Source organism: Microbacterium sp., assembly GCF_036823965.1.
In the GTDB taxonomy this organism is placed as follows: domain Bacteria; phylum Actinomycetota; class Actinomycetes; order Actinomycetales; family Microbacteriaceae; genus Microbacterium.
On record NZ_DAITBE010000001.1, the window covers coordinates 661,219 to 686,753 of the forward strand.

General features: G+C 69.0%; 24 protein-coding genes and 1 tRNA gene. 18 read left to right on the forward strand and 7 right to left on the reverse strand.

All coding sequences use genetic code 11. The features are described 5' to 3' along the window. Window positions 1–46: 46 nt before the first annotated feature. The gene (pepN, locus tag V7Z82_RS03225) at window positions 47–2,599 is read right to left on the reverse strand and encodes an aminopeptidase N (protein WP_334147915.1); all 2,553 of its coding nucleotides are present in this window, start codon (window positions 2,597–2,599) and stop codon (window positions 47–49) included. Window positions 2,600–2,723: 124 nt separating this feature from the next. Here pepN and V7Z82_RS03230 point away from each other — a divergent pair, with 124 nt between their 5' ends. Genes V7Z82_RS03230 through V7Z82_RS03250 form a run of 5 tightly spaced genes read left to right on the forward strand, consistent with a single transcriptional unit; the run spans window position 2,724 to window position 7,631 of the window. After that, the gene (locus tag V7Z82_RS03230; RefSeq protein ID WP_334147917.1) at window positions 2,724–3,908 is read left to right on the forward strand and encodes a ferrochelatase; all 1,185 of its coding nucleotides are present in this window, start codon (window positions 2,724–2,726) and stop codon (window positions 3,906–3,908) included. 37 nt (window positions 3,909–3,945) lie between these two features. Next, window positions 3,946–4,431: a ribose-5-phosphate isomerase gene (locus V7Z82_RS03235; RefSeq protein WP_334147919.1), complete on the forward strand. Its 486-nt coding sequence runs from the start codon at window positions 3,946–3,948 to the stop codon at window positions 4,429–4,431. 1 nt (window position 4,432) lies between these two features. Next, window positions 4,433–5,434, forward strand: a complete 1,002-nt coding sequence (locus V7Z82_RS03240; protein ID WP_334147921.1) for an Fpg/Nei family DNA glycosylase — start codon at window positions 4,433–4,435, stop codon at window positions 5,432–5,434. 47 nt (window positions 5,435–5,481) lie between these two features. Further along, entirely contained in the window at window positions 5,482–6,138 is a 657-nt protein-coding gene (locus V7Z82_RS03245; protein WP_334147923.1) for an FMN-binding negative transcriptional regulator, read from the forward strand. 23 nt (window positions 6,139–6,161) lie between these two features. Further along, window positions 6,162–7,631: an amidohydrolase gene (locus tag V7Z82_RS03250; protein WP_334148329.1), complete on the forward strand. Its 1,470-nt coding sequence runs from the start codon at window positions 6,162–6,164 to the stop codon at window positions 7,629–7,631. 68 nt (window positions 7,632–7,699) lie between these two features. Here V7Z82_RS03250 and V7Z82_RS03255 read toward each other — a convergent pair whose 3' ends face one another. Then, entirely contained in the window at window positions 7,700–8,185 is a 486-nt protein-coding gene (locus tag V7Z82_RS03255) for a Dps family protein (protein WP_334147925.1), read from the reverse strand. Window positions 8,186–8,325: 140 nt separating this feature from the next. Between V7Z82_RS03255 and V7Z82_RS03260 the strand changes: the two genes are divergently transcribed. From V7Z82_RS03260 to V7Z82_RS03270, 3 genes are all read left to right on the forward strand, one after another. Continuing rightward, complete coding sequence (locus V7Z82_RS03260; protein WP_334147927.1) at window positions 8,326–8,862, forward strand: gamma carbonic anhydrase family protein; 537 nt, start codon at window positions 8,326–8,328, stop codon at window positions 8,860–8,862. A 30-nt stretch (window positions 8,863–8,892) separates the two neighbouring features. Next, window positions 8,893–8,969: transfer RNA gene (locus V7Z82_RS03265), tRNA-Ile, on the forward strand. A gap of 185 nt (window positions 8,970–9,154) precedes the next feature. Further along, window positions 9,155–10,501, forward strand: coding sequence for a M23 family metallopeptidase (locus tag V7Z82_RS03270; RefSeq protein ID WP_334147929.1), 1,347 nt, complete (start codon window positions 9,155–9,157; stop codon window positions 10,499–10,501). 10 nt (window positions 10,502–10,511) lie between these two features. On the opposite strand, the gene V7Z82_RS03275 is transcribed toward V7Z82_RS03270, so the two are convergent. Continuing rightward, window positions 10,512–10,826 carry a DUF7882 family protein gene (locus tag V7Z82_RS03275; RefSeq protein WP_334147931.1) on the reverse strand — a complete coding sequence of 105 codons (315 nt, stop codon included), beginning with the start codon at window positions 10,824–10,826 and terminating at the stop codon, window positions 10,512–10,514. A gap of 84 nt (window positions 10,827–10,910) precedes the next feature. After that, entirely contained in the window at window positions 10,911–11,840 is a 930-nt protein-coding gene (locus V7Z82_RS03280; protein ID WP_334147935.1) for an AraC family transcriptional regulator, read from the reverse strand. A gap of 164 nt (window positions 11,841–12,004) precedes the next feature. On the opposite strand from V7Z82_RS03280, the gene V7Z82_RS03285 reads away from it, so the two are divergent. Beyond that, on the forward strand, window positions 12,005–12,997 hold the full coding sequence (locus tag V7Z82_RS03285) for a YihY/virulence factor BrkB family protein (protein WP_334147937.1): 993 nt from the start codon (window positions 12,005–12,007) through the stop codon (window positions 12,995–12,997). A gap of 22 nt (window positions 12,998–13,019) precedes the next feature. Here the strand turns inward: V7Z82_RS03285 and V7Z82_RS03290 are convergent, their stop codons facing one another. Further along, on the reverse strand, window positions 13,020–13,748 hold the full coding sequence (locus V7Z82_RS03290) for an exonuclease domain-containing protein (RefSeq protein ID WP_334147939.1): 729 nt from the start codon (window positions 13,746–13,748) through the stop codon (window positions 13,020–13,022). A gap of 67 nt (window positions 13,749–13,815) precedes the next feature. On the opposite strand from V7Z82_RS03290, the gene V7Z82_RS03295 reads away from it, so the two are divergent. Next, the gene (locus tag V7Z82_RS03295; RefSeq protein WP_334147941.1) at window positions 13,816–14,715 is read left to right on the forward strand and encodes an alpha/beta fold hydrolase; all 900 of its coding nucleotides are present in this window, start codon (window positions 13,816–13,818) and stop codon (window positions 14,713–14,715) included. On the opposite strand, the gene V7Z82_RS03300 is transcribed toward V7Z82_RS03295, so the two are convergent. After that, the gene (locus V7Z82_RS03300; protein WP_045280329.1) at window positions 14,687–15,160 is read right to left on the reverse strand and encodes an Lrp/AsnC family transcriptional regulator; all 474 of its coding nucleotides are present in this window, start codon (window positions 15,158–15,160) and stop codon (window positions 14,687–14,689) included. The genes V7Z82_RS03295 and V7Z82_RS03300 overlap by 29 nt on opposite strands. Before the next feature lie 170 nt (window positions 15,161–15,330). Between V7Z82_RS03300 and pdhA the strand changes: the two genes are divergently transcribed. Genes pdhA through V7Z82_RS03315 form a run of 3 tightly spaced genes read left to right on the forward strand, consistent with a single transcriptional unit; the run spans window position 15,331 to window position 18,832 of the window. Further along, a complete protein-coding gene (gene pdhA, locus V7Z82_RS03305) occupies window positions 15,331–16,446 on the forward strand; it encodes a pyruvate dehydrogenase (acetyl-transferring) E1 component subunit alpha (protein WP_334148331.1) in 1,116 nt (371 codons plus the stop codon). Window positions 16,447–16,448: 2 nt separating this feature from the next. Then, on the forward strand, window positions 16,449–17,459 hold the full coding sequence (locus V7Z82_RS03310; RefSeq protein WP_334147943.1) for an alpha-ketoacid dehydrogenase subunit beta: 1,011 nt from the start codon (window positions 16,449–16,451) through the stop codon (window positions 17,457–17,459). Next, window positions 17,456–18,832 carry a dihydrolipoamide acetyltransferase family protein gene (locus V7Z82_RS03315; RefSeq protein ID WP_334147944.1) on the forward strand — a complete coding sequence of 459 codons (1,377 nt, stop codon included), beginning with the start codon at window positions 17,456–17,458 and terminating at the stop codon, window positions 18,830–18,832. Before V7Z82_RS03310 ends, V7Z82_RS03315 begins: the two co-directional genes overlap by 4 nt. 23 nt (window positions 18,833–18,855) lie before the next feature. On the opposite strand, the gene V7Z82_RS03320 is transcribed toward V7Z82_RS03315, so the two are convergent. Next, window positions 18,856–19,446, reverse strand: a complete 591-nt coding sequence (locus V7Z82_RS03320) for a TetR/AcrR family transcriptional regulator (RefSeq protein ID WP_334147945.1) — start codon at window positions 19,444–19,446, stop codon at window positions 18,856–18,858. A 113-nt stretch (window positions 19,447–19,559) separates the two neighbouring features. On the opposite strand from V7Z82_RS03320, the gene V7Z82_RS03325 reads away from it, so the two are divergent. From V7Z82_RS03325 to V7Z82_RS03345, 5 genes are read left to right on the forward strand one after another with little or no spacing between them, the layout of a single operon-like run. Further along, window positions 19,560–21,113, forward strand: coding sequence for a carboxyl transferase domain-containing protein (locus V7Z82_RS03325; RefSeq protein ID WP_334147947.1), 1,554 nt, complete (start codon window positions 19,560–19,562; stop codon window positions 21,111–21,113). Between the two features lie 6 nt (window positions 21,114–21,119). Then, window positions 21,120–23,075 (forward strand): acetyl/propionyl/methylcrotonyl-CoA carboxylase subunit alpha, encoded by a 1,956-nt coding sequence (locus tag V7Z82_RS03330; protein WP_334147948.1) that lies wholly within the window; start codon window positions 21,120–21,122, stop codon window positions 23,073–23,075. Continuing rightward, on the forward strand, window positions 23,072–24,223 hold the full coding sequence (locus V7Z82_RS03335) for an acyl-CoA dehydrogenase family protein (protein ID WP_334147949.1): 1,152 nt from the start codon (window positions 23,072–23,074) through the stop codon (window positions 24,221–24,223). The genes V7Z82_RS03330 and V7Z82_RS03335 overlap by 4 nt, the downstream gene beginning before the upstream one ends. Window positions 24,224–24,232: 9 nt before the next feature. Then, window positions 24,233–24,724: a MaoC family dehydratase gene (locus V7Z82_RS03340; RefSeq protein WP_334147950.1), complete on the forward strand. Its 492-nt coding sequence runs from the start codon at window positions 24,233–24,235 to the stop codon at window positions 24,722–24,724. Then, entirely contained in the window at window positions 24,721–25,527 is an 807-nt protein-coding gene (locus V7Z82_RS03345) for an HpcH/HpaI aldolase/citrate lyase family protein (protein ID WP_334147951.1), read from the forward strand. The genes V7Z82_RS03340 and V7Z82_RS03345 overlap by 4 nt, the downstream gene beginning before the upstream one ends. Window positions 25,528–25,535: the final 8 nt, after the last annotated feature.

The following is a 25,535-nucleotide window of genomic DNA, read 5'->3' on the forward strand; positions in this document are numbered from 1 at the left end:
AGAGGTGGGTCGCCGAGCCCGTCAGGAGGACATCTCGCCGAAGGGATCAGTCCTCGGTGTCGCGGGACTGGGCTGCGAGCGAGCGCTCGACGTCTGCCAGGTTCTCGAGCACCAGGCGGCGGAGTGCAGGCGCTGCATCCTGGTTCGCGGAGAGCCACGCGCGCGTCGCGTCGCGGAGCTCGAGGTTCGCGAGCGCCGTCGGGAACAGGCCGACCACCAGGTACTGCGCGATCTGGTAGCTGCGGGACTCCCAGATCGGGAGCAGCATGTCGAAGTACGCCGGCACGAACTCGGCGAGCACCTCGACACCGGCGGGGTGCACGAAGCCGAGCGCAGCCGAACGCACGATCGTGTTCGGAGCATCGTCGCGCTCGATCAGCGAGGCCCACGCAGCCTGCTTCGACGCCGAGTCGGGAAGCGCCGCACGCGCCTGGGCTGCGAACTCGCCGCCCTTGGCGGTGTTGTCAGCGGCGAGAGCCGCGTCGATCTTCGAGGCATCCGTCGCACCGATCGTGGCGAGGCCGACCAGCAGCTGCCAGCTCAGGTCCGCGTCGATCTCGAGGCCGGGCAGGGTCTCCTCGCCGGAGCGCAGACGCCCGATGACGCCGGCGTGCTCCGGGGTGACCAGCGCGTTCGCGAACGCCGTGACGAACTGCAGCTGGCTGTCGCTACCAGCCTCGGCGGACTCCGCCAGCGACCAGAGGCCGTCGGCGACCTTGAGGCGTGCATCGTGCCGGTTCGCCGGGTCGACGTACAGGGTCGCTGCGGTGCGCAGCTGCGCGAGCGTGGTGCGAACCGTGGTGGACTCGGTCTCGCGGCCGATGTTCCCGAGCACGAGGTCGATGTAGTCGGATGCCGGCGTCTCGGCGTCGCGCGTCTGGTCCCAGGCCGCGCCCCAGACGAGGGAGCGGGCCAGCGGGTCGCTGATGTCCGCGAGGTGCGCGATCGCGGTGGCGAGCGACTGCTCGTCGAGACGGATCTTGGCGTACGCGAGATCGTTGTCGTTCAGGAGCACCAGGTCGGGACGCTGGATACCCTGCAGCTCCGGCACCTCCGTGCGGTCGCCGTCGACGTCGACCTCGACATAGTGCGTGCGGGTGAGTGCTCCGTCGCGAAGCGTGTAGAAGCCGATGCCGAGGCGGTGCGGGCGGATCGTCGGGTAATCGGCCGGAGCCGTCTGCGTGACGGCGAAGCGCGAGATGACGCCGTTCGCGTCGTCGGCGATGACCGGCTCCAACGTGTTCACACCGGCGGTCTCGAGCCACTTCTTCGACCAGGTGCTGAGGTCGCGGCCGCTCGTGGCCTCGAGCTCGACGAGCAGGTCGCTGAGCTCGGTGTTGCCCCAGGAGTGCTTCTGGAAGTACTGCGAGACGCCGCCGAAGAACGCCTCGATGCCGACCCAGGCGGCGAGCTGCTTCAGCACCGATCCGCCCTTGGCGTAGGTGATGCCGTCGAAGTTCACCTGCACGTCTTCGAGGTCGTTGATCTCGGCGACGATCGGGTGCGTCGACGGGAGCTGGTCCTGGCGGTACGCCCAGGTCTTCTCCATGGCGTTGAACGTGGTCCATGCCTCGGTCCACTCGGTGGCCTCTGCGGTGGCGATGGTCGACGCCCACTCGGCGAACGACTCGTTCAGCCAGAGATCGTTCCACCACTTCATGGTGACGAGGTCGCCGAACCACATGTGGGCGAGCTCGTGCAGGATCGTGACGACGCGGCGCTCCTTGACGGCATCCGTCACCTTGCTGCGGAACACGTAGGTCTCGGTGAAGGTCACCGCGCCGGCGTTCTCCATCGCACCGGCGTTGAACTCCGGCACGAAGAGCTGGTCGTACTTCGCGAACGGGTACGGCACGCCGAACTTCGACTCGTAGTAGGCGAAGCCCTCACGGGTCTTGTCGAAGATGTAGTCGGCGTCGAGGTGCTGCCACAGGCTCTTGCGGCCGTAGACGCCGAGCGGGATGACGTCGCCGGAGGCGCTGGTCAGCTCGGAGAACGTGGACTCGTACGGTCCGGCGACGAGCGCGGTGATGTACGAGGAGATGCGCGGCGTCGGCTCGAAGCCCCACGTCGCGATCGAATCGTCATCGTGCACGATCGGCTCGGGCGTGGGGGAGTTGGAGACGACCTTCCACGCGGCCGGCGCCGTGATCGTGAACTGGAACGTCGCCTTCAGATCGGGCTGCTCGAACACCGCGAACACGCGGCGGGAGTCGGGCACCTCGAACTGCGAGTAGAGGTAGACCTCGTCGTCGACCGGGTCGACGAAGCGGTGCAGGCCCTCGCCCGTGTTCGTGTACTCGCAGTCGGCGTCGACGACGAGCACGTTCTCGGCCTGCAGGCCGGTGAGCGCGATCCGCGAGTCGGCGAACACCTCGCTCGGGTCGAGCTGCTCTCCGTTGAGCGAGATCTCGCGCACGTCGCGGGCGATGAGGTCGATGAACGTGAAGCTCTCGGGGGTCGCGGTGAAGCGGACGACGCTCCGCGATCCGAAGACTTCCGAACCCTTCGTCAGATCGAGTGCGACCTCGTACGACTGCGTGTCGACGACGTCGCGGCGCTCCTGCGCTTCGATACGGGTGAGGTTCTCTCCAGGCACAGCGGTACTCCCAGGGGTGAGGGGATGTCGCCGGGGGTTGGCGCAGTTGGCGCCGACGGCAACCATGACAGCCTACGCCAGCCGGACGTGCCCCTTCACTTCCTGGAGGTGAAAGGATAGGGAGGTGACCGCGATCGACCCGAACATCGTCCCCTTCGCCTCTGCAGCCGCCGCGAGCGGCGAGCCCTACGTGACGACCCCGGTCGCCTACGACGGCATCCTGCTCGCCGGATTCGGCGGACCGGAGGGCCAGGAGGACGTCATCCCGTTCCTCCGCAATGTGACGCGGGGTCGCGGCATCCCGGACGAACGTCTGGAGGAGGTCGCGCACCACTACCGTCACTTCGGCGGCGTGAGCCCGATCAACGGCCAGAACCGCGTCCTCAAGACGGCGCTGGAGGACGAACTGCGCCGTCGTGGCATCGATCTCCCCGTCTACTGGGGCAATCGCAACTGGAGTCCGTACCTGGAGGAGGTCGTCACGACCGCCGCCGACGACGGCAACACCACGCTGCTCGCCTTCGCGACGAGCGCCTACAGCTCCTTCTCCAGCTGCCGGCAGTACCGCGAGGACTTCGCTCGCGTGCTCGAGGACACGAAGCTCGGCGACACCGTCACGATCGACAAGATCCGCCCGTTCTACGACCACCCCGGCTTCGTCGACGCCTTCGAGACCGGCGTGCGCGAGGCGGTGGAGGCATTCCTCGCAGCCGGCATCGCAGCGGCCGACATCGAGATCCTCTTCTCGACCCACAGCATCCCGACCGCCGACGCCGAGCGCTCCGGCGCCCGCGACATCGACTGGGGCGAGGGCGGCGCGTACGCTGCCCAGCACCTGGCCGTGGCCGCCTGGGTCATGGACCGCGTTCGTCAGACGGTGCCGGGAACCGAGGACGTCGCGTGGCAGCTGGTCTACCAGTCGCGCTCCGGCCCCGCCTCGCAGCCGTGGCTGGAACCGGATGTCTGCGACGTCATCGGCGAGCTCCCGGCCAAGGGACGCAAGGCAGTGGCTGTCGTCCCCGTCGGGTTCATGAGCGACCACATGGAAGTGCTCTGGGACCTCGACACCGAGGCGGCCGAAGCCGCGGAGGAGGCCGGACTGGCCTTCACCCGCACACCGACCCCCGGAGTCTCCCCGACCTTCGTCGCCGGCATCGTCGACCTGATCGAGGAGCGCCTGCAGGGTCGTCCGAACTCCGAGCGTCCGCACGTCACCGATCTTCCCGGAGCCTTCGACGTCTGCCGCCCCGGCTGCTGCGAGAACGTCCGCGCAGGGTTCAAGCCCGCAGCGTCCGGCATCGCGCCCTGACGTCGCGCTGAGGTCCGCCGCTTCTAGGATGGATGCCATGCGCATCCACATCGCCACCGATCACGCCGGTCTCGACTTCTCCACCCAGCTGCAGGATCACCTCCGCGCCGCAGGGCACGAGGTCGTCGACCACGGACCGATCGTGTACGACGCGGTGGACGACTATCCCGCGTTCTGCATCCGTGCAGCGCAAGCGGTCGTTCGCGATCAGGCGGCCGGCGTCGAGACCCTCGGCATCGTGTTCGGAGGCTCGGGCAACGGCGAACAGATCGCGGCCAACAAAGTCGAGGGGATCCGTGCCGCTCTGGTCTGGAACCTGTCGACCGCCGAACTCGCCCGAGAGCACAACGACGCCAACGTCATCGCCATCGGCGCCCGCCAGCACACCTTCGACGAGGTCACGGCACTGATCGATCGCTTCATCGCCACGCCGTTCTCCGGTGAAGAGCGTCATGCGCGCCGGATCGCCCAGATCGCCGACTTCGAGCGCGACGGCTCGCTGCTCCCGGATCCGAGGGCCTGAGATGCCAGAGGGCCACTCCGTCCATCGCATCGCCCGACAGTTCGATCGCAACTTCGTCGGCAAGACGCTCAGTGCGTCGAGTCCCCAGGGACGTTTCGCCGAGGGAGCGGGCGAGCTCGACGGCCGCACGGCAGTCAGCGTGCAGGCCGTCGGCAAGCAGATGTTCCTCGAGACCGAGGGCGACCTGTGGCTCCGCGTGCACCTCGGTCTCTACGGGGCATGGGACTTCGCCGGCGAGATCCTCGTCGACCCCACGATCGCCTCGGCGAACGGCCGGATGGGCCAGACGAATCAGCGCGGCACCGATCTGGTCGATGACGCGATCCTCGACGACGCGGGCGAGAACTCCCTCGCCTCCATCGGAGCGCCGCGTCGTACGCGTGTGCACGTGCGCATGTCCGAGCAGACCAGAGGACTCGCGCCGGAGGATGACGAGTGGCCGCCGCCGATCGTCGGCCAGGTGCGCCTCCGACTCCTCACGGACATCACCGCCGCTGACCTCCGCGGCCCCACCGCCTGCGTGCTGCAGACGCCGGAGGAGATGCTCGCGACCGTCGCGCGTCTCGGGCCCGACCCGCTGGTCGGCGATCCGGTCGAGAACGAGGAGCGCTTCGTCAGCGCCGTGCGCAAGAAGCCGACCGTGATCGCGCTCCTGCTGATGGACCAGGCTGTCGTCAGCGGGATCGGGAACGTCTACCGGGCCGAGATGCTGTTCCGCCAGCGCCTGAACCCGCACACGCCAGGACGCGATGTGCCGGAGGAGATCGTCCGCGAGCTCTGGCGGGACTGGGTGCGGCTCCTCGCGATCGGCGTCGAGACCGGGCAGATGATGACCATGGACGATCTGTCGTCGGAGCAGTACCGCGCAGCCATGGCCAGCCGTGACGATCGCCACTGGGTGTACCACCGCGCAGGGCTGCCGTGCCGTGTCTGCGGCACGGAGATCGCCCTCGAGGAGATCGGCGCCCGCAAGCTCTACTGGTGCCCTCGCTGCCAGGCGTGAGCGGTCAGTGCACGCCGGTCGGGGTGCACGCGTTCTAGGCTGGGAGGATGCGCCAGAACCCCAGTTTCACGCTCGCCGACATCGCGGAGATCCGCCGCGTGATCGAGGCGAATCCGTGGGCCACGATCGTGAGTGACGGCACCGAAGGACTCGTCGCCTCGCACTACGCGGTGCTGCTCGACGATGACCGCGACGACCTCACCATCGTCGCGCATGTCGGACGGCCGGACGACCTGATCCACGGGTTGGGAGAGCGTGAGCTGCTCGTCGCCTTCCAGGGCCCGCACGGCTACATCTCGCCAGGCTGGTACGGCGACGTGCAGGCTGTCCCCACCTGGAACTACACCGCGGTGCATCTCGCGGGTGTGCCGGAGATCCTGAGCGCCGAGGAGAACCTCCAGGTGCTCGACCGACTGGTCGACCGTTTCGAGGGACGGATGCCGGATCCGCGGGGCATGTGGGAGCGCCCGAACGATCCGGCCTTCGTGCAACGGCTTGCGGCGGGCACCGTGGGCTTCCGGCTGACGCCGACCCGGGTCGTCGCGAAGCGGAAGCTCAGTCAGAACAAGCCGGCGGAGACGATCGAGACCGTGATCGGCGAACTCGACGGCGACGGCCCCTACGCCAATCCGGCTCTCGCATCGGAGATGCGCCGCGCCCAGGATGCCCGCACGAGCGCGGCCGGCACGAAGGGCGCCTCGTGACCGCGAGCGGTGGCTCGGTGTCGATGGTCAGGGCCGTGCGCATCGCGGGACCCGGCCGGGAGTTCCTGATCGACGACGAGCCGGTCGACATCCAGATCGCAGACGGGATCATCGTCGACATCGCCCCGACCGGAGCGCTCCGCGCGGTCGGCGAGGTGGTGGATGCCGAGGGCGCCTGGGCGATCCCGGGGCTGTGGGACAACCACGTGCACACCGTGCAGTGGGCGCTGTCGTCCGAGCGCGAGCCGCTGGACGCCATGACGTCCGCCGCCGAGGCTGCGGCGCACATGGCGCGAGTCGCCCCCCTGCCGGACGGCCGGCGGATCGGGAGCGGTTTCCGGGACGCGCTGTGGCTGGATTCGCCGTCGCTCGAGGTGCTCGATCGGGCGACCGGGAGCATCCCGACCTACCTGATCAACGCCGACGTGCACAGCGTCTGGCTGAACAGCGCGGCGCTGCGTCGGGAGGGATTCGCCAGCGTGGACGGCATGCTCCGCGAAGAGGACGCATTCGAGATCTCGCGTCGTCTCAACGCGGTGGACCCGGAGCACGGGGACCGCGCTGTCCGAACGGCGGGGGAGCGTGCCGCGACGCGGGGTGTGACGGGGCTCGTCGATTTCGACATGGCGTGGAACGCGGACGCCTGGCCGCGCCGCGTCGCGGATGGCTTCGCGGCGCACCGAGTGGAGTTCGCGGTCTATCCCGCCGACCTGCAGCGGGCGATCGCCGCAGGGCTGCGCACCGGGGAACTCTGCGAGGTCCCCGATGCACCCGATACCGCCCTGGGGCTCATCCGCGTCGGCCCGCTCAAGGTGATCACCGACGGCTCGCTCGGGACCCGAACCGCAGCGTGCTCCCACGCCTACCCGGATGATCCGCACAACCACGGCCTCCTCAACGTGCAACCGGACGAGCTCTTCGACCTGCTGCTCACTGCGACCGGCGCCGGCCTCGGCGTCGCGCTGCACGCGATCGGCGACCGCGCCACGACCGCTGCGCTCGACGCGATCACCCTCACGGGAGCCACCGGCACGATCGAGCATGCCCAGCTCGTACGGCACGCGGATCTCGCCCGGTTCGCGCGCCTCGGCGCGATCGCCAGCGTGCAGCCGCAGCACGCGCTCGACGACCGAGACCTGGTGAGCAGGCTCTGGGGCGACCAGACGTCGATCGGGTACCCGCTCGCCTCGCTGCGCGACGCCGGCGTGGAGATCCGGTTCGGCTCTGATGCCCCGGTCGCGCCTCTCGATCCGTGGCAGGCGATCGCCGCGGCCGTCTCACGGACCGACGACGAACGAGAGCCATGGCATCCCGAAGAGCGGCTGCGCATCGATGACGCGTTGGCAGCGAGCATCCGGTCGTCGCTGCGACCTGGCGAGGTCGCGGACATCGTGGTGTGCGGAGCGGATCCGCAGACCGCGACGGGGGAGCAGCTGCGGGCGATGCCGGTCGAGGCCACGGTGCTGGCCGGACGGATCACGCACACCTCCTGACCGCGAACTGCCGAACACGACGAAGGGCCCCGGGACGAATCCCGGGGCCCTTCTGCTGCGGTGCGTCGTTATGCGGCGATGTGCGCGACGAGGAACCAGCGGTCCTTCTCGAGTCCGCGCATGATCTCGATCGCGACGTCCTGGCTGGTCAGATCGACCTCGTCGAGTCCGTCGATCGCTGCCTTCACGTCGACCAGGATCGCGTCGATGTCGGAGATGACGGCGCGGACGAGCTCATCCGACTGCGTGAAGCCGGCGGGCACGGCGCTGGTGCCGGCCTTCGCGGCGACCGTGCTCAGGCGAGCGTCGATCGGGAGGCCGAGAGCGACGATGCGCTCTGCAGCGGTGTCTGCGAAGTCACCCGCGTGGGCGACGATGGTGTCGAGGAGCTCGTGGACGCCGATGAAGTTGGCGCCGCGGACGTGCCAGTGGGCCTGCTTGCCGTTGACCGTGAGGGCCTCGAGCCCGAGGACGACGGGCGAGAGGAACTGCGCTGCGGCCGCGGCCACGGTCGGGTCGCTGGCGGTGGTGGAAACGGTCTGTACCTTGCTCATGATGTGCTCCTCCAGGGTGCCAATTCGTATGTCTTGAACACAACGCTACTCAGCTTCAGACATTCCGCAAGCAAGCTGAGGCTCCACTTACCGCCCCGTTTTTCCGCGGAATCTCGGGGTTCTGAGGGTAGGCTCGCCGTATGAGCATCGCACCGGGAGCATCCGTCCTCGCCCTGCCGCACGCGACCCCGAGCATCGCCGACGAATCGTTCGTCGCAGACGGCGCCAGACTGATCGGCGGGGTGGTCCTCGAACCCGGATCCAGCGTCTGGTACAACGCCGTGCTGCGTGCGGATTCCGCCACGATCACGATCGGCGCCGACAGCAACGTGCAGGACAACGTCTCGGTCCACGTCGACGACGGCCACCCCGTCGTGATCGGTTCGAAGGTGTCGATCGGGCACAATGCCGTCGTGCACGGCTGCACGATCGGGGACGGCTCATTGATCGGCATGGGCGCCGTCATCCTGAGCGGCGCCGAGATCGGCGCTGGGTGCCTGATCGCCGGGGGAGCGGTCGTGCTCGGCGGCACCCTGATCCCGGACGGCTCGCTCGTGGCCGGGGTGCCGGCGAAGGTGCGCCGATCGCTCGATGACTCGGAGCGAGCCGGACTCATCGCCAACGCCGACATCTACCTCGGACACCAGCGGACGCACTCCGCTGCGACATCGGTCTGACGCCCTCTCCCCGCTAGGCTGGGAGCACAGGGGGCGGTGGCCAAGCTGGTCAAGGCAGCGGGCTCATAACCCGACGATCGTGGGTTCAAGTCCCACCCGCCCTACCATTCGTTCTCCGTCCGTCCTCGATCGCCGTGAGCTCGCCGGATTTCGAGGGTCGAGGGCGAGCCGCGGCGATTCAGCTGCGGTTCCGGGGGACGATGGGTCCGCAAGTGTCCGCTGGCGATGACAGCTCCCGCAGGAATGTTGGGGCGTCGAGCCGCGGCATCCGCAGAACCATCGAAGGGGCCGTGTGAACGATCAGATCGCGAAGGATGCAGCGGTTGCGGCATCCGAGGACTGCGGGTGCGCTCCGACTCAGGACGAGCGCGACTCGTTCTGGAAGCTGAAGGTCAGTCGTCGCGGTGCGTTCGGGCTGGGCGTCATCGGTGTCGCCGCTCTCGCCGCCTTCGGTGTCGGCTCCGGTGTCTCCGTCGCCTACGCCGCCTCGTACCCCAGCTGGGACGACGTGCAGCGCGCCAAGAACAATGAAGCGGCCAAGGCCGCCGAGGTCACTCGTATCGAGGGGCTCATCCAGTCCCTGACGCAGAAGGTCGCAGAGACCCAGGCCGCGGCCGAAGTGGCATCGAACGAGTTCTACGTCGCGCAGCAGGCCTTCTTCGCCGCGATCACCAAGGCCGATGAGCTCCAGGCGCGGGCCGATGAGCAGACCGGGATCGCCGACGCTTCGGCCCGCAAGGCCGGCCAGGTCGCCTCTCAGATCTATCGCAACGGGGGTGACGACACGTCGCTCAAGCTGCTGTTCGCGGGCTCCGCGGACAACGCGGACGACCTCCTGTCGCGCCTGGGGACGATGGACAAGTTCCTCGAATACAACCAGTCCGTCTACGACACGGCGGTCGCGGCGCGCAACACCGCGCAGTCGCTCACGGATCAAGCCGCGGTCGCGCGGGATGAGCGTGACCGCCTGCAGCAGGTGGCGGAGCAGAAGATGGTCGTGGCGCAGCAGGCGGCCGATGCGGCGCAGGCCGCGCTCGATGAGCAGGCCGCGAATCTCGAGACCATGCAGGCGCAGCTCGCGGCGCTGAAGGACACCACCACTCAGACCGTCGCCGGCTACGAGGCAGGTGTCGCGGCGCGCGCCGCGGAGGAGAAGGCTCGACGCGACGCCGAGGCGGCGGCGGCCGCGGCAGGCGGCGGCGGGGGCGGGAACCCCGGAACCGGCGGCTGGGTGCGCCCGCACGGCGGCGCGCGCAGCTCGAGCTACGGTCCCCGCACGCCGATCTGCGGTTCACAGGGCTGCTCGTCGAGCTTCCACTACGGGGCGGATCTCGCCAACGGGTGCGGTTCGCCGATCTATGCAGCGAACTCCGGCACGGTCGACTACGCCGGCGGGAACGGGAACTACGGCAATTACATCCGCATCCAGCACGGCGGCGGAGTCAGCACGGGATACGCGCACATCAAACCCGGCGGCATCGCGGTGCGCAACGGCCAGTGGGTCAGCTCCGGCCAGGTCATCGCCTACGCAGGTGACACCGGGCGTTCGTTCGGCTGCCATCTGCACTTCGAGGTCTACATCAACGGCCGCTACACGAACCCGGTGAGCTTCATGGAAGACCGGGGCATCTACGTCTGAGTGAGTGGGATCACTCGGGGGAGACCTCGAGGTGCTCCTCGATCAGGGTGATTCCGCCACTGGAGTTGGCGGAGTGCGCGAGCGCCTCGATCCACGAACGGCTGAGCTCGGGAGTCTCGGATTCCTGGAACACGAATCGCAGCGGAATCGACGGATGCAGCCAGATGGTCGACCGCCCTGCTGCGTCGGCGTCGAGGTGTCGCCAGGAGAGGGTGAAGCTCTCGTTCCGGCGAAGTTTGGTGGCGATCACGACCTTGAGGTGCGCGAGAGCGCGATCCTCGACCTGGATCGGTTCATCGTCGTTGCCGTAATAGAGACTGCCCACAGGCTCACTCTAGGGTCGCGGCGAGCGGGTGCTGCACCACGGAGGGCGACGCGCGGCCGCTGCGCACAGAGATTGCGCGTTCTGTCATGACCGCGTGCGGCGGCGGGCCTGTGAGGGGTGCTCGCCGTAGGCCGCGCGATAGGCGGCCGCGAACCGGGAGGGATGCGCGAAGCCCCAGCGGCGGGCGATCGTGGCGACCGAGTCCTGGACGTCGACGCGGAGCTCTTGGTGCGCCCCCTCCAGACGCGCACGTCGAAGCGACTCGGCCGGTGTCGCGTCCAATGAGCGGCGGAACGCATATTGCAGCCCCCGGGTGGACATGTGCACGGCTGCCGCGACATCGTCGACCGTGATCGCGCGATGTGCGTTCTCGCTGATGTAGGCGAGCGCTCGTCTGACCGCGGCGGGTGCCGGTCCGGTCTGCACCGGCCGCTCGACGTCACTGTGCAGTGTGGTGGCGAACGTGCTGAGCGTCATCGCCAGCGCATGACGACCGAGCTCTGCCCGCAGCAGCGCATCCGCGTCCCCCAGGTCGGCGGCGCTCTGCTCCAGGTAGCCGAACGAACGCTCCCACTGGGCCGCTGCCGCTGCGCTGCGAGGACGCAGGCTCTGCACGCGCATGACCATCCGATCGTCTCCGGTGACCTGTCGCGCGAAGGCCTGGACTGCCGCACGATCGAACACGAGAGCCCGAACATCGGCGTCGTGATCCCACCGAGCGTTCACCTGCGCGCCATCGGTGAACCACGGCTCGCTCGGGTCGAGGTCATCGCGCCCTGACCACACGCTGGCGTCTGGAGCCTCGACACGACAGGCGAGCAGCTGATCCTCCGGCTCGGCGGAGGATCGGATCTCCGCCGCGAGTCCGTAGTGCACCAGGCTCGCTCCTGCCAGCGTCTCGGAGTGCCAGTCGAACCGGAACCGACTCGGATCGACCCGTCGAAGCACGGCGGACGGCACATAGTCCTTCCACGTCGTCTCGACCCGGGTGACGTCGCGTGAACTGAAACGCACTGGCGGTCCTTTCCCACTGCCCAGCTGACGGGCGCCGCAGCAGGATACCGGTAGCCGCGGACATTCCGCATCCGAAGGCGCGTCGACCGCTCCGTGTCGAGCGCGCGGCTCGAAACAGGGGAGGATGATCTGCGGGGTCCACGAACAGAAGGCAGGGTGCTGACATGGCACGGAAGACGGTCACCGACCTCGACGCCGAGTCGTGGAGGTTCGTCGCTCGGTCCGTCGTCCGTCGCTTCGTCACGGACCAATGCCCTGACAAGGCCGCCGGGCTCACGTTCTATGCGATCCTCACACTGATCCCTGCGGTCATGGTCGTGGTCTCGCTCGTGAGCCTGCTCGGCACCGACTCCGAGCTGCTGCGTCTCGTCGTCGGACTCGTGTCGACGCTCGCGTCGGAACGAGCCGCCGACGTCGTGATGGACGTCATCGACGAGCTGGCATCGTCATCGATCGCCTGGATCGCCCTGCTCGGCGGCATCGCCCTCACCCTCTGGAGCGGCAGTCGATACGTGGCAGCGTTCAGCCGTGCGATGAACCTCGTCTACCGCGCCGACGAGGGGCGACGGCTCTGGAAGATGCGGGTGACGCATCTGGCCATCGCACTCGCGCTGCTCGTCGCGGCGATCATCGCCGTGGTCGTGGTCGGCGTCTCCGACCGGGTGCTGCAGGCGATCGACGACCAGCTCGGGTGGGGAGATGCGGTGCTCATCACCTGGCGCATCGTGCGCTGGCCCCTGCTCGTGTTCGCGGTCGTGCTCGCGCTGGCCTGCCTGTCGTACTTCTCGTCGAACGTGCGGCATCCGCGATTCCGATGGATGACGTTCGGCGCAACCTCCACGCTCGCTGCGCTCCTGATCGCCAGTCTCCTGTTCAGCCTCTACACCTCGAACGTCGCGAACTACGAGCGGATCTACGGCTCGCTCGCGGGCGTCATCGTCTTCCTGCTCTGGCTGTGGATCGCGAACATGGCGCTGCTGGGCGGGGTCGAGTTCGACGCCGCTGTCGAGCGCGCGCGGGAGCTGAAGGGCGACGAACCCGCTGAGCACAAGCCACGTCTCGCGTTGCGCGATACCGTGACGCTGCCGCAGAAGGCGAAGCGCGAGCGCCACGAGGTCGCGGCTGCGAGGAATCTGCGACCGGATGCCGACGACTGACTCGACGTGCGGGTTCCCGGTGTCAGGCCCCGCGACCGGTCTGCGGGATCCGTACCGGCCAGGTGCCGTCGAGAGTGTCATCTGGGTCGAGTCGTCCCACGCTCACGAAGTACTCGGTGAGGCTCTCGGCCTGCGACCGCGCCCAGCCGATCTGTCGCGTGTGCAGTTCGACCAGCGACGCCGGCAGCTCGAACTGTCGAGCGAGTGCCTGGGCGACGCGGCCGGCTGCGATCGCATCTGCGGCCGCCTCATGCGCTCCTTCGAGCGGCACCGCGTAGTGCGCAGCCACGACCTCCAGTGTGCGCTTGCCGCGCCGGTACCGGTCGTACGCCTTGTCGATCACGAGCGGGTCGATGATCGGGGAGGGGTCGACCAGCGGCGCGATGCCGTGTCGGTGGGCCTCATGCGTGAGCAGCGAGAAGTCGTAGGCGGCGTTGTACGCGACGATCGGAACGCCCTGTGAGAGCAGCGAGCGGAGTGCGCCGGTCACATCGGCCACGACTTCCCTCGCCGGCCTGCCGTGCGCTCGCGCATACGATGTCGTGATTCCATGCACGGCCGTCGCGCCCTCCGGGATCGGCACGCCGGGATCCGCCATCCAGGAACGGGCGGCGATCTGCCGACCTGATGCGTCCAGCACCCCGACATGGGCGGTGACGATTCGATCGATCGTCACATCGACCCCGGTCGTCTCGAGGTCGAAGACTCCGACGCGGGTCAGCCAGTCGGGGAGTGCAGGTGCTGGTGGCATGCCCTCACGCTAGGTCGGACCCCCGACATCCCCAGGAAGGCGCACGGCGACTCCGTAGACTCGGAGCATGACGGTTCCCTCTCCCTATGCCGAACGCCTGAGTCGACTGCCGGTCAGGCGCGACGACGTCGAGGTCGGCGGCGGAACCACGGCCTACTGGGTGTACGGACCGGAGGATGCCGAGACCACGGTCATCGCGGTGCACGGCTTCCGCGGCGACCACCACGGCCTCGAACCGGTGCTCGCGTTCCTGCCGGAGGCACGCGTGATCGCGCCCGATCTTCCGGGGTTCGGCGAGACCGAGCCGCTGCCCGGCCGTGCACACGACCTGGCTGCCTATGCGGACTGGCTCACGGAGTTCGCCGGTGCCGTCGCGCCAGGCGCGGTCATCCTCGGCCACTCCTTCGGCTCGATCGTGACCTCTGCCGCCGTCGCCGGTGGACTGGAGACGCCGAGGCTGATCCTCGTGAACCCGATCGGTGCCCCCGCGCTCGAGGGTCCGAAGGGCGTGATGACGCGGCTCGCGGTGCTGTACTACGCGCTCGGCGCGCGCCTCCCCGAACGCCTGGGCACCGCGCTGCTGCGCAACCGGGTGATCGTGCGCGTGATGAGCATCACGATGGCGAAGACGAGGGATGCTCCGCTCCGCCGCTTCATCCACGACCAGCACGACACCTACTTCTCGCTGTTCTCGGACCGGGATGTGCTCCGTGACGCCTTCGTCGCCAGCGTCTCCCACGACGTCAGGGAGTTCGCGGACGACATCCACGTGCCGACGCTCCTGATCGCGGCCGAACGCGACGACATCACACCGATCGAGGCCGAGCGCACGCTCGCGACCCGGTTCGACGACGCGACGCTCGTGGAGATCGCCCACGTCGGGCACCTCATCCACTACGAGACCCCGGCGGAGGCCGCAGGGGCGATCAGGCGCTTCCTCAGGATTCCCGTCGAGCGAGGCCGATGAGCCCGGCCACGCGGAACGGGATGACCTCGCCCATCGCGAGCGACGTCTCGGTCCGTTCCACGCCCTCGATCGAGAGGATGCGCGCGTCCGTGTCGAACAGGTGACGCGCGTCGCGGCAGGCGACCCTGGCGAGCAGATCGATCGAACCGCTGAGGCCGTGCGCCTGCACCACCTCGGGGATCCGGGCGAGTTCATTGATGATCCGCGGCAGCTCGGTCTGCCGGACGCCGATGCTCACGAAGGCCTGCAGAGGGAACCCGAGCACCTCCGGCGCGAACGAGCGTTCGTACGACAGGAAGATGCCGGTCTGCTCCAGGCGTGCCATCCGCGCCTGGATCGTGTTGCGCGACAGCCCGAGGTTCTCGGCGAGCGACACGATGGTGGTGCGAGGATCGTCGGCCAACGCCGCGAGGAGCTCGAGATCGATACGGTCCAATCCAGACATAGTGCCAAACCATAGCAGGGTCGGATGGCCCAAAAGTGAGCAACATGCTCAAGCCCTCATCCATTGCTTGAGCGTCGTGTTCAGCGGACGTACGCTCGGACCAGGCCGGCGATGACGCCGCGTGCGTCACGCACAGCCCCACGAGGGCCGCCGGGACTTGGAGGACGATGATGTCACCGCAGATCACGCCCATCGCTGACACCGAGCAGGATCTGGAGCTGTCCGAACGGCTTCTGACACCAGACGGCACCCGGATCGCGAACCCCCGACTCGACCCCTTCGTCGCCGATGTCGACGCCGCGCAGCTGCGTGCGCTCCACCGCGACATGGTGATCCTCCGTCGCATCGACGCGGAAGGCGTCGCTCTGCAGCGTCAGGGCCAGCTCGGCCTGTGGGCGCCGTGCCAGGGCCAGGAGGCGACGCAGATCGGCACCGCCCGCGCGCTCGAGACGCGCGACTACGTCTTCCCCAGCTACCGGGAGACCGGCGTGATCTACGCCCGCGGCGCGCGGCCCGGCGACTACGTGCGCATGTGGCGCGGCGAGGAGGGCGCCGCCTACGATCCGGCCGCCCTGCGGGTTGCACCGCTCCAGATCATCATCGGAGCCCAGACGCTGCACGCCGTCGGCTACGCGCTCGGCATCCAGCACGACGCGGCCGACGAAGTCGCTGTCACCTACTTCGGCGACGGCGCGACCAGCCAGGGCGACGTCAACGAGGCGATGATCTTCGCGGCCTCCTATGGAGCGCCGGTCGTCTTCGTGTGCCAGAACAACCACTGGGCGATCTCCGAGCCGGTCGCGGTGCAGTCGCAGTACCCGATCGCCGGACGCGCTCCCGGCTTCGGCATCCCGAGTCTTCGCGTCGACGGCAACGACGTGCTCGCGTGCCTTGCTGGGATGCGGTGGGCGCTCGAGCACGCGCGCTCCGGCAGGGGCCCCGCCTACATCGAGGCCGTGACGTACCGCATGGGACCGCACACGACCGCCGACGACCCCACGCGGTACCGCGATGAGGACGAGCTCGAGTCCTGGCGGCGGCGCGACCCGATCCTGCGGCTCGAGGCGCACCTGCGAGCGGCCGGCGAGCTCGATGCGCAGCACCTCGCCGAGACGCAGGCCGCTGCCGACCAGGTCGCGAAGGAGATGCGCGCTGCCTGCCTCGGCATGGTGACGCGTCCGCCGCTCGCGGTGTTCGACGGCGTCTACGCCGAGCCGCACACCGGCCTCGAGCGTCAGCGTGACGAGTACGCCGCGTACCTCGCATCGTTCGAGAGCGAGGTCTGACGATGACGGAGATGCCCCTCGGCAAGGCGCTCGGCGCCGGCCTGCGCCAGGCGATGCTGGACGATGACAGGGTCGTGCTCCTCGGCGAGGACATCGGCAAGCTCGGCGGAGTGTTCCGCATCACCGACGGGCTGCTCGACGAGTTCGGCGCGCAGCGCGTGATCGACACGCCGCTCGCAGAGTCGGGCATCGTCGGCATGGCGGTCGGCCTCGCCTTCCGCGGCTACCGTCCGGTCGTCGAGATCCAGTTCGACGGCTTCGTCTATCCGGCGTTCGATCAGATCGTCGCGCAGGTCGCGAAGCTGCACTACCGCACGCAGGGGCGGGTGAAGATGCCGATCACGATCCGCATCCCCTGGGCCGGCGGTATCGGTGCAGCAGAGCACCACTCCGAGTCGCCGGAGGCCTACTTCGTGCACACCGCTGGACTCCGGGTCATCGCGGTGTCGAACCCGGCGGACGCGTACCGCAGCCTCCGTCAGGCGATCGCCTCCGACGACCCTGTCGTGTTCTTCGAGCCGAAGCGGCTGTACCACCACAAGGGCGAGGTCGATCTGGAGGCACCGCTCGCGGACGCGCAGCCGATGGGGCTCGCCGAGGTGGTCCGCACCGGCGCGGATGTCACGCTGATCACGTACGGTGCGATGGTCGACACCGCGCTGCAGGCGGCAGAGGCAGCAGAGGATGACGGCGTCTCGATCGAGGTGATCGATCTGCGATCGTTGTCGCCGGTGGACTACGACTCCGTCGCGGCATCCGTCCGCAAGACCGGCCGTGTCGTCGTGGCCCACGAAGCCTCGCGAGAGGCGGGCGTCGCAGCCGAGGTGATCGCCAGCATCACCGAGCGGTGCTTCGAGTATCTGGAGTCCGCGCCGCTGCGCGTGACAGGGCACGACATCCCCTATCCGCCGGCGAAGCTCGAGAAGTATCATCTACCAGATCTCGACCGCCTGCTCGATGCGGTCGATCGGGTCCTCGACCGCCCCAACAGCTTGACGGGGGCAGGCGCATGATCGCGGAGTTCCGACTGCCGGACCTCGGCGAAGGACTCGCCGAGGCAGAGGTCGTCCAATGGCTGGTCGCACCAGGCGACACCGTGGCGCTGAACCAGACGCTCGCCGAGGTCGAGACCGCCAAGGCGGTCGTCGAACTGCCGTCGCCCTATGCAGGCACGGTCACGATCCTGCACGCGGAGGCGGGGGAGACGGTGGCAGTCGGCGCTCCGCTCATCGCGTTCGACGTGGAGGGCGACGAGGAGACTGCTCCAGAGCAGGATGCCGGGGCGCAGGCGGAGAAGGCGCAGCCGAACCTGGTGGGGTACGGCGCCGCTCCGGCGAGCAGCGGTCGCCCCGCTCGCCGGGCCCGCCGGGCCGGCGTGGCTCGAACCGCCGCGGACACCGCCGTGCTCGAGGCAGCACCCCACGATGCCGCGCCCTCTGCGACGGTGGAGCGCGTCGTCGAGCGCCCGCGCTCGACGCCACCGGTGCGCGCGCATGCCAAGCGCCTCGGGATCGACCTCGTGCTGGTCGCCGCAGAGATCGAGGACAGGGTCATCACTCGGCAGGATGTCGACGCATATGCCGAGCGCGTCGGAGCGACCGGCCATGCTGATCCCGCGGGCGGCGGCGCACCGGCGACGGCGGACACCCTCCCGATGTTCGCTCCGACGACTGATGGCACCGGCCGGCGGGAGACGCGGATCCCGATCCGCGGCGTTCGCAAGCACACCGCCGCCGCGATGGTGCAGAGCGCCTTCACCGCGCCGCACGTCACGGTGTTCCAGACGGTCGACGTGACCGCGACGATGGACCTGCTCGCGAGCCTCCGGGACGATCGCGCCCTCTCCGGCCAGAAGATCGGTCCGCTCGCCGTGATCGCGAAGGTCGTCTGTCTCGCACTGTCGCGCACCCCGGGGCTGAACGCCCACTGGGATGAGCAGGCCGGCGAGATCGTGCACTTCGAGTACGTCGATCTCGGCATCGCCGCCGCGACCGACCGCGGGCTCATCGTGCCGAACATTCGCAACGCCGAGGCGCTCTCGCTGACCCAGCTCGGCAGCGCGCTCAAAGAGCTCGCCGAGACCGCACGCGCCGGGAAGACCTCACCTGCCGAGCTGGCCGGCGGGACGTTCTCGATCTCGAACATCGGCGTCTTCGGCGTCGATGCAGGGACGCCGATCCTCCCGCCGGGGCAGTCCGGCATCCTCGCGGTCGGTGCCGTCCGCCGACAGCCCTGGGAGTATCGCGGCGAGATCGCACTCCGAGAGATGATGACGCTCAGCCTCTCGTTCGACCACCGGCTCGTCGACGGCGCGGAGGGCGCGCGCTTCCTGAAGGATGTCGCCGACGTGCTCGAGCAGCCTGGGCGGGCGATGCTGTTCGGCTAGGGGCGCTGGTCCATCGACGGAGGTCAGCCGGCGCGCAGCGCCGCATCCGCCATCGCGACGAGGACCGTCGCGGTGGCGGAATGCCGTCTGGCTGCGGAGCGGGTGCTGTGCGGGGTCGAGTTGATGAGCCCGAAGCAGGCCTGCACGCGCAATCGCAGCTCATCCTGGCTGGCATCGATCAGCGGTGACAGCGCGTCGATCCACAGCTCGATGTACGCACGCTGCAGCCGTCGAACGGCGGCGCGATCGGCTTCCGACAGGTGTGCGACGTCACGATCCTGCACCTGGATCACGTCGGCGTTCCCGAGCGCGAACTCGACGTGGAAGCCGATGAGCGCTCGCATCCGTGCGTCATCGCTGCTCGCGGACTCGGCGACGCTGGTCCCACCGCTGACAAGATCGTCGCTGACCTTGACCAGCACGGAGCCGAGCAGCGCCTGCTTGCCGGCGAAGTGCCGGTAGACTGCCGGCCCGGATACGCCGACCGCGGCGCCGATGTCCTCGAGGCTGACGCCGGTGTATCCGCGCTCGGCGAAGAGGCGCGCCGCCTCGTGCAGGATCGCATCGGAGCGCTCCGCCTTGGCGCGGTCTCGGGCGGTGACCGGGGTTGTCATCTCAGTTAATCCTCGCTAACCTGAATCAACGGGTTAGTGAACACTAACCGAAGCCGCATGCGCCGCGCCACCATGTGACGTACCGCGCACGGGGAGTCGAGGAGGACTTCACGATGCCTGCCACCCAGCAGTCCCTGGCTGACGAGCTCCGCGACCGCCTGGCCGTCGCGTCACGCGGCGGATCCGACGCATCCAGAGCGCGTCACCTCGCCCGAGGGAAGCTGCTCCCTCGCGATCGCGTGGACCGTCTCCTCGATGAGGGCAGTCCCTTCCTCGAGGTCGCTCCGCTCGCGGCGGACGGCCTGTATGGGGGAGAGGCGCCCGCCGCCGGCGTCATCGCCGGGATCGGACTCGTGCACAGCCGGCACGTGATGGTGATCTGCAACGATGCGACCGTCAAGGGTGGCACGTATCTGCCGCTCACGGTCAAGAAGCACCTGCGAGCGCAGGAGATCGCGCGCGAGAACCGGCTTCCGTGCCTGTACCTCGTGGACTCCGGCGGCGCCTTCCTCCCGAAGCAGGACGAGGTGTTCCCCGACCGCGACCACTTCGGCCGCATCTTCTTCAACCAGGCGACGATGTCGGCCGAGGGCATCCCGCAGCTCGCGGCCGTGCTCGGGTCGTGCACGGCCGGCGGCGCCTACGTGCCGGCGATGAGCGACGAGACCGTGATCGTGCGCGGCCAGGGCACGATCTTCCTCGGCGGCCCGCCGCTCGTGAAGGCTGCGATCGGCGAGGTCGTGACGGCCGAGGAGCTGGGCGGCGGTGAGCTGCACGCCCGCCGCAGCGGCGTGGTCGACCATCTCGCCGAGGACGATGAGCACGCCCTCGAGATCCTGCGTGACATCGTCGCCACGCTGCCGCCCCCGCTCGCACCGGCGTGGGAGGTCGGAGCGACTGTCGCCCCGACGGAGACGTCCTCCCTCTATGACGTCGTGCCGGTCGATGTGAACGCCGCCTACGATGTGCGCGAGGTCATCTCGCGCCTGGTCGACGGCGACAGCTTTCGCGAGTTCAAGGCCGAGTACGGCACCACGCTCGTCACGGGCTTCGCGCGACTCCACGGCCATCCGGTCGGGATCGTCTCGAACAACGGCGTGCTGTTCAGCGAATCGGCGTTGAAGGGTGCGCACTTCATCGAGCTGTGCGATCAACGCGGCATCCCGCTGCTCTTCCTGCAGAACATCACGGGCTTCATGGTCGGATCGGATGCCGAGGCAGGCGGCATCGCGAAGGACGGCGCCAAGATGGTCACCGCCGTCGCCAGCACCAGGGTGCCGAAGCTCACCGTGATCATCGGCGGATCGTTCGGCGCGGGCAACTACTCGATGTGCGGGCGCGCCTACTCGCCGCGATTCCTCTGGACGTGGCCGGCCAGCCGGATCTCGGTCATGGGCGGGCCGCAGGCGGCCTCCGTCCTCGCGACCGTCCGCGAGGACCAGCTCGACGCGCGAGGCGAGACGTGGTCGCCCGAGGAGCGGTCCCAGTTCGAGCAGCCGATCCGCGCACAGTACGAGCAGCAGGGCGAGCCGTACTACGCGACGGCCCGACTCTGGGACGACGGGATCGTCGACCCTGCGCAGACCCGTGACCTGCTCGGGCTCGCGCTCGACGTCGTCTCCCGTACCCCGCTGCCGGAGCCCCGCTTCGGCCTCTTCCGGATGTGAGCTGCGATGACTGACCAGACACCGACAGCCCCGGCGATCGACGCAGGCCCCGAGTTCGAGACCGTGCTCGTCGCGAACCGCGGCGAGATCGCCCGACGCATCATCCGCACGTTGCGCACGCGCGGCATCCGCAGCGTCGCCGTCTACAGCGACGCAGACGCCGAGGCACCGCATGTGCGCGAGGCCGATGTCGCCGTGCGCATCGGCCCGGCTCCCGCTGCCCAGTCGTATCTCGACATCGAGGCCGTCATCTCCGCCGCGCTGCGCACCGGCGCGCAGGCCATCCACCCTGGATACGGGTTCCTCTCGGAGAGCGTCGGCCTGGCGCAGGCCTGCGTCGAGCGGGGGATCGTCTTCATCGGCCCCGGCGCCGAGGCGCTGCAGATCATGGGAGACAAGGCACGGGCGAGGGAGCACGTCGTCGCGCACGGTGTGCCGGTGGTCCCGGGGTTCGATGCCTCAGGGCTGTCCGACGCACAGATCGCAGCGGCCGCGACCGACATCGGCTTCCCGCTCCTCGTGAAGCCCAGTGCCGGTGGCGGTGGCAAGGGCATGGAGGTCGTCACAGACGCCTCAGCGCTGGCGACAGCGCTCGCATCCGCACGCCGCGTCGCGGCATCCGCCTTCGGCGACGACTCGTTGATCCTGGAACGCCTGATCCGTCGGCCGCGTCACATCGAGGTGCAGGTCTTCGGCGATGCGCATGGCACGGTCATCGCCCTCGGCGAGCGCGAGTGCACGCTGCAGCGTCGCCACCAGAAGGTCATCGAAGAGGCACCCTCCGCCGGCATCCCCGACCACACCAGGACGCAGCTGCTGGAGGCCGCCGTCCGCGCCGCCGAGAGCGTGGCCTACGTCGGCGCAGGCACGGTCGAGTTCCTGATCGACGCAGACGAGCCGGACGAGGTCTTCTTCATCGAGATGAACACCCGGCTCCAGGTGGAGCACCCCGTCACCGAAGAGGTGACCGGCCTCGATCTGGTGGCGCTGCAGCTTCGGGTCGCCGCAGATCTTCCTCTCGGCGTCACGCCCACGGTGCGCGGCCACGCGGTCGAGGCGCGGATCTATGCGGAGTCGCCGGAGCGCGGCTTCCTGCCCTCGACGGGCGTGGTGCTGCTGTTCGAGCCGCCGACGGGTGTGGGTGTGCGCGTGGATGCCGCGATCGAGACCGGCAGCACGGTCACCGGCTTCTATGACCCGATGATCGCGAAGGTCATCGCCGTCGCCGACGATCGCGCGACCGCCATCGCCCGTCTCGATCTCGCGCTGTCACGCACCGTCGTGCTGGGCGTCGACACCAACATCGCCTTTCTGCGTCGCCTCTGCCGGGATGAGCGCGTGGTCGCAGGAGACCTCGACACCGGACTGATCGAGACGCTGCTTCCGCTCGACGCGACGACGCTGACCGACGCCATGGTCGCGGAGGCGGCTCGGACACACGCTCCGCGGAGCGCACCGCTGCGCTCGGATGCGCTGTGGCGCGAGCTGCCAGGGTGGCGGCTCGGAGCCGCAGGGGTGTCCGGCGCAGCCAGAGCGTTCCTCACCGACACCGATGCGGTCGTGACCGCGTCGCCCGATGACCTGCCCGATGCGGGGGCGGTGTGCACCGCGGTCGATGGCGACGGGGCCGTCTGGGTCTCCGAAGACGGCACCAGCGCGCGCCTCCGCCCGGTGGACCGCAGAGAGCGGATGCGACGCCGACTGCTCGCGAAGGATGCGGGAACCGCGGCAGCGACCCCAGAGGGACGCGCGCCGATGCCCGGTGCGGTCGTGGCGGTGCACGTGGCCGACGGTGCGATCGTGAGGGCGGGCACGCCACTGCTGTCGATCGAAGCGATGAAGATGGAGCACCCTGTGCTCGCGCCGCTCGACGGCACCGTGCACCTGCTGGTGGCTGTGGGAGATCAGGTGCGACGCGACCAGCTGGTCGCCCGCGTGACGACGATGGAGGAGAACCGATGATCGAGGATCTGACCGAGGAGGAGCGCGAGCTCGCCGGGATGGTGCGGGAGTTCGCCGACACCGTCGTCGCACCGCAGTCGTACGAGGCCGATCGGACGCACACGCTCTCGATGGACGTCGTGGCGCAGATGGGCGATCTCGGGCTGTTCGGCCTGCCGTTCCCCGAGGAGTACGGCGGGCAGGGCGGCGACTACATGGCGCTCGGCATCGCGATCGAGGCGCTCGGCCGCGTCGATCAGTCCATCGCCATCACGCTCGAGGCCGGCGTCAGCCTCGGGGCCATGCCGGTGTTCCGGTTCGGCACCGAGGAGCAGAAGCGCGAGCTGCTGCCCGACCTGCTCGCCGCACGCGCTCTCGCCGGCTTCGGCCTCACCGAGCCGGAGGCCGGCAGCGATGCCGGAGCGACGCGCACGACGGCACGGCTGGAGGGCGAGGAGTGGGTGATCGACGGCTCCAAGCAGTTCATCACGAACTCCGGCACGCCGATCACGCGCTTCGTGACCGTCACGGCCGTCACCGGGAATGAGGGCGGCCGCAAGGAGATCTCGACCATCATCGTGCCGAACGGCACGCCTGGGTTCACGGTCGAGCCGCCGTACGACAAGGTCGGCTGGAACGCCTCCGACACGCATCCGCTCACCTTCATCGGGGCACGCGTGCCGGCGGCCAATCTGCTCGGACAGCGGGGGAGCGGCTTCCGCAACTTCCTCAGCATCCTCGACGAGGGGCGGATCGCGATCGCCGCACTGTCGACCGGCGCCGCCGAGGGCTGCCTCGAAGCTGCGGTCGACTACGCCAAGAGCCGCACGATCTTCGGCAGTGCCCTCAGCACGCGCCAGAACGCGCAGTTCACGCTCGCCCGCATGCGCGCACGCGTGCACACGGCGCGCCTGGCCTGGCATCACGCGGCCCGACTGCGCGACAGCGGTCGTCCGTTCGCCGAGCAGGCCGCGATCGCGAAGCTCGTCGCGGGCGAAGCGGCCATGGACAACGCACGCGATGCGACCCAGATCTTCGGCGGCAACGGCTTCATGAACGAGTTCCCTGCCGCCAGGCACTACCGCGACTCCAAGATCCTCGAGATCGGCGAGGGCACGACCGAGGTGCAGCTGCTCGTGATCGCGCGGGCGCTCGGACTGGCCGGGTAGCGTGGCAGGGTGAGTACTCAGGACATCATCCAGCGGGGGCTGTACTTCGAGGAGTTCGTGGTGGGTGCCCGCTACCTGCACCGACCAGGGCGCACGGCGACCGAGGCCGACAACGTGCTGTTCACGACGCTCACGATGAACACGCAGGCGCTGCACCTCGACGCGGCGTTCGCCGAGACGCAGGAGCCGTTCCACCAGCGGCTGATGAACTCCATGTGGACGCTGTCGACCATGGTCGGCGCCTCTGTCGCGCAGTTGACACAGGGCACGCTGGTCGCGCAGCTCGGGCTCGGGGACATCGCCTTCCCGCATCCGCTCTTCGCCGGCGACACCCTGTACACCGAGAGCGTGATCGTCTCGAAGCGCCTGTCCGCGTCTCGCCCTGGCCAGGGGGTCGTCGAGATCGCCCACACCGGACGATCGCAGGACGACATCGTGGTCGCCACCGCCAGCCGCACTGTGCTCGTCCGCACAGTTCCCGAAGGGACTCCGCCCGCATGACCTTCGCACTCGGCCCCGCGCTGCTGTTCTGTCCTGGCGACCGGCCAGAGCGATTCGCCACGGCGCTCGAGCGCGCAGACGCGGTGATCATCGACCTTGAGGACGCGGTGCTCCCTGCCGCGAAGTCACAGGCGCGCGAGAACCTGATCGCGGCCCAGGTCGATCCTGACCGGGTCATCGTTCGCGTCAACGCACCGGGGTCCGAGGCGTTCGCCGCAGATCTCGCTGCTCTCGAGCACACCGATTTCCGCACCGTGATGGTGGCCAAGACCGAGCACGCAGAGGGGCTCGATGCCTTCCGCGAACGTTACTCGCTGATCGCCCTGTGCGAGACGGCTCGCGGTGTGCACGCGGCCGACCGGATCGCCGCGCATCCGCAGGTCGTCGCCATGATGTGGGGCGCGGAGGATCTCGTCGCCTCGCTCGGCGGCACCTCGAGCCGACGGTCGGACGGCGGCTATCGTGATGTGGCTCGCTACGCCCGCTCCAGGGTGCTGCTCGAGGCCGGCGCCCACGGCAAGAGCGCGATCGATGCAGTGCATGTCGACATCGCCGACACGGCAGGACTCGACACCGAGGCGAAGGATGCGGCAGCCTCAGGGTTCGCGGCGACCGCGTGCATCCATCCGAGTCAGGTGGCCGCGATCCGTGCGGCCTATCGGCCGGACGCGGAGACCCTCTCATGGGCGCGCGCGGTCCTGGATGCTGCAGCCGACGAACGCGGCGTGTTCCGCTTCGACGGGCGCATGATCGACGAGCCGGTGCTGCGGCATGCGCGCTCCGTCGTCTCTCGGGTGAACTGAGCCCGCGC